The sequence below is a fragment of the candidate division KSB1 bacterium genome (assembly GCA_022562085.1).
Lineage (GTDB): Bacteria > Zhuqueibacterota > Zhuqueibacteria > Oceanimicrobiales > Oceanimicrobiaceae > Oceanimicrobium.
This window is the reverse complement of the sequence record JADFPY010000171.1, coordinates 5,108-9,073: the sequence shown is the minus strand read 5'-3', so window position 1 is coordinate 9,073 and position 3,966 is coordinate 5,108. Positions and strand designations below refer to the sequence as shown.

General features: G+C 39.9%; 4 protein-coding genes. All 4 read right to left on the bottom strand.

Annotated elements, in window-relative coordinates; genetic code table 11:
- The coding region (locus tag IH879_13980; protein MCH7676044.1) for a biotin/lipoyl-binding protein at nucleotides 1-337 on the bottom strand (337 nt) is incomplete at its 3' end.
- 378 nt (nucleotides 338-715) lie between these two features.
- The gene (locus tag IH879_13975; protein MCH7676043.1) at nucleotides 716-1,432 is read right to left on the bottom strand and encodes a M48 family metallopeptidase; all 717 of its coding nucleotides are present in this window, start codon (nucleotides 1,430-1,432) and stop codon (nucleotides 716-718) included.
- The gene (locus tag IH879_13970) at nucleotides 1,432-3,615 is read right to left on the bottom strand and encodes an HsdR family type I site-specific deoxyribonuclease (protein ID MCH7676042.1); all 2,184 of its coding nucleotides are present in this window, start codon (nucleotides 3,613-3,615) and stop codon (nucleotides 1,432-1,434) included. Before IH879_13970 ends, IH879_13975 begins: the two co-directional genes overlap by 1 nt.
- Nucleotides 3,616-3,645: 30 nt before the next feature.
- Nucleotides 3,646-3,966, bottom strand: a 321-nt coding sequence (locus tag IH879_13965; protein ID MCH7676041.1) for a hypothetical protein, incomplete at its 5' end; no start/stop codon positions are given.

The following is a 3,966-nucleotide window of genomic DNA, read 5'->3' as shown; positions in this document are numbered from 1 at the left end:
ATTTATTCGAGCGCATGTTTGCTTCTGTTCTTTCAACAGCCGCCAGGAAACGCTCGGAGTCCAGCTCAACCAGAAATTGACCTTTTTCAACCCAATCTCCCTCTTTGATTTCGAGGCGGGTAATTTTGGCCGCAACGTCTGCACTAATCTTGACTTGAGTTTTCGGCTGAATTCTGCCGCTTGCCGTTACAGTTTGCACTACCGTGCCCCGTTCGACTTTAGCCGTTTGTACCTCAATCTCATCGCTGCCGCCGCTGCCGACATTCAGTATTAAAACAATTGCGACAACCACTACCGCCAACGTTGAAAACAAAATAATTTTTTTCTTCTTGGACATAATTCTACTCCATGTTTTTGTAAATTTTTGAACCGCCTGATGCATTTTTTTTAAATTAGATTTGCCCCTGGGTGATGCTTTTAGAGGCTGACAGTAAATGTATTAACGGAGTGACCTTCTAAATGTTACATAGGGTTTTATCTCTCTTTTTCTGTACTAGCCGAAGGATATAATTAATCAGTATTTAGTTGGCTTGAAGCAAAATTATTCAGAAATTGAATTTTGATAGGGCTTGTAAAAAAATAGGGAACCGTCGGAAAAACTAAATTTCGTAAAGTTACTATTCAATTTTGATGAAATTGATGCCATTGTTATACCTATTTTTTTATATGCCTTCATCTAAACAAAATTATAATGGGTAAAATAAATGCTCGTATTTCAATAGCTCCAATCTGCATGACTTACTGGTAATTTATTCAATTCAGTTCTTAGTTGTTTCCAGTTTGGTAGAAAGGTGTCCATGTAATAAAGGAATTTGTCGTTGTGATGTCTCTCCGATAAGTGCACCATTTCATGAACAATGATATACTCCAGGCAATAAATGGGTTTCTTTGCCAGTTCAAGGTTTAACCAAATTCGTTTCTTTTCAATGTTGCATGAACCCCATTTTATTTTCATGAGTTTTACTTGCCATTCGTTGACCTTTAAATTCATTCGCTTTTGCCATTTTTCAATGAGTTCAGGAATTATTTTTTTGAGTTCCTTACGATACCACTCGTTCATGATTTTGTGCCGTTTGGCTGTTGATGTCTCGGGTCTTATATAAAGATCAATGTAGGTTTTATTCTTCAATACCACTTTAGGCGGGGCCTCTGCTTCAATAATATTCAGCAAATACCTTTTGCCTTGGAAGTAATGACTTTCTCTGTTTTTGTATTCTCTTGGCGATATTCTTTCTTGCCCTTCAAATTTCCGTTGGTGTCGTTTTATCCAGCCTAATTTTGATATGGCATATAATCGGATTGCATCTTCATTTACTCTTAACGGTGCAGCAATACGAACCCTGCCTGTTGGCGGATAAACAGCAAGATGTATGTTCTTAATGTCTTTCCGAACGACATCAATTTCAATATTGCTGATGGTGATTTGCTCCATTAGTAATCTCTCTGGTTCTTCACCAATTTAAGGACGTATTCCGCATCCGGCTCTTTTACCCGGTAGCTGTCCAGAACTTCTTTAATAGCATATTTGACTTCGCGCGTTTTAATTCTATTATCACGCCAGCCATCTTTTTTGGTTGTCAGAATTTTATGGTCTAATTCGTTTGCCAATTCCTCATTCTTGCCAAGGTTATCATACAAAGCCCTTTTTTCATTCGTGTTGAGAGAAGAAGGATATTCCGCTGTTGTGTTTGGCTTTTTAATATTTCTTGAAAGTTCAATGATTTTCTGCAAGTACTTTTCGTATTCTAACGAAGCTTCTTTTCTCAGTTTGATTAACGCGTCCAAAAGCACACTCATTTTTTCGTAATACATCGGGTTGGTAGGTCTTTCTTCGGTGATTACCTTCCGCAAGTTATTTTCGATGGTTTCTGCCACTGCATTTTTATCGCCCCGAATGTTTTTTGGGAAATCTTTGATGGCATCTTTTCCTCTTTCCACCAACAATTCCACCAAACTTAAATCATCAAAGTTGGCTAACATTTGACTTTCTTCTGCTCCGATGTAGCTGTCAATCAAATGACGCATGGCAGGTTCATACTGTTTTAAATCAACATAGTCGCCACTGGCAAGCTGTATTTCTTTACGCAGGCTTTCAAAGTGCTTGATGTCATTCTTGATTTGCCCGGTTTCCTTTTCGGTGTAGCCTGCTTCTTTCATTTCATCCGCTATATTGGCATAAGCCCGAATGAGTGCAATTGTGAGCTTATATAAGGCAACTCGCCTTGGTTCGGTGTCCTTCAAGTCATCGGGATTTTCGGTGTTCTTGCCACAGAAGTAACGAATATGAGCCATGGTGTCTTTGGGCGGCTCTACCGGTTCGCACAACGCTTTGATGGCTTCCAATGCTTCGTTCAATCGTTCTTTGCCTTTTTTCAAGCGGTCTTTCAGTAAACCTTCCACATCAGATTTTTCGTAAGCATCAAATGCTTCCGAAGTGTAATCTATGAATGAGCTTTCAAGACTCTTAAACAAATCCATGTAGTCGATGATGTAACCGTAATCTTTATCATCGCCATCTAAACGGTTTACCCGGCAGATCGCCTGAAACAATCCGTGGTCACGCATTTTTTTGTCAATGTATAAATAAGTGGCAGGAGGCGCATCGAAACCGGTGAGCAGTTTGTTTACGACTATCAGCAATTTCATTTGAGCCGGTTCTTCTACGAATTTTGTCTTTACCTCTTTTTCAAATTGCTCTACTTTGTTGATAGCGGTATCCGGATCTTCGTTGAAATAATCGGCCAGCATTTTTCTGTAAATCTCAAAACGCTGTAATTTCTCCGTATATCCTTCGCCTGTTTCTTCGCCTTTGATGTCGGCATGGGTGGGGACAAATGATGTAATGATGGCACAATTTTTCAGCCCGGCATTTTGAAACAATTCATAGTACCGGCAAGCATTGTAAATACTGTCCGAAATCAACATGGCGTTGCCTCTGCCGTTTTGCAGACGTTCTTTTTTCTCCATGTCGAGCACGATGTCTATCACGATTTTTTCTAACCGAGATTTTGAGCTGAACACTTTTTTGAGTGTTCCCCATTTTTGTTTCAGCTCGGTTTTGGCAAACTCGGTCAGTCCCCGGGTTTTCAGTTCAAACCATTCATCTATTTTTTCAAGCGAAGTGATTTTTTGCTCAATGTCTCTGGCTTCGTAACGTAAGTCCAAAACAACTTTGTCAGTTACGGCTTCATCAAATTTGTAAGTGTGAATGTATTTTCCGAATACTTCCATACTTGTTTGCTTATCGACCTTCAAAAGCGGTGTTCCTGTAAAGCCGATGAATAAAGCATTGGGTAAAAATTCGTTCATGGCTTCATGCAATTTGCCCGATTGTGTGCGGTGGCACTCATCCACAAATACATAAATATCGCCTTTGGCTTTGAAGTCAGTCGGAATGCTGCTTTTCAATTCCTGCAAATACGCATCCACATCGCCTTCTTCTTTTCCGCCAAACTTATGAACCAGCGAACACATGAGCCAGGGTGAATTGTCATTGAGTTTGTTCAGTAAATCCTTGCCGCTTTTGGTGCGGTATATTTTCTCAGAAACTCCGCTATAAACCTTTTCGATTTGTTCGTCTAACCCAACTTCGACAGTTCGCGTTGTAAGTTCCATATTTACAATAAAAATATGCTCAAGTCTTCACTACATTTTGTGATTTTTTGTCAATCTTGCAGGAATTTTTAGTCCGAGATGCTGCAGGAGTATTCGTTGATGGTCATCTGGTTTTGAGACACACGGCAGTCTAATTCCAACGCCTTTCTTTGTTGGCAAGATGACATCGGTCAATTTTATTCTTTTGATTTCGTCGATGATTTTTCTGGGTTCGTTTCCCAGACCACTGTTCCTGCACATTTGTGACAAGCATTTCCAGAGCACATAGGCTAAGAAACAGACCAGGATATGCGCCTGCACCCGTTTTTCTGTTTGATGCCAGATGGGTCTGAGAACCAAATCATTTTTCTG

Coding starts and splice junctions, on each gene's coding strand:
- IH879_13970 (MCH7676042.1), bottom strand. CDS start 3,615: ATGGAACTTACAACGCGAACTGTCGAAGTTGGGTTAGACGAACAAATC.
- IH879_13975 (MCH7676043.1), bottom strand. CDS start 1,432: ATGGAGCAAATCACCATCAGCAATATTGAAATTGATGTCGTTCGGAAA.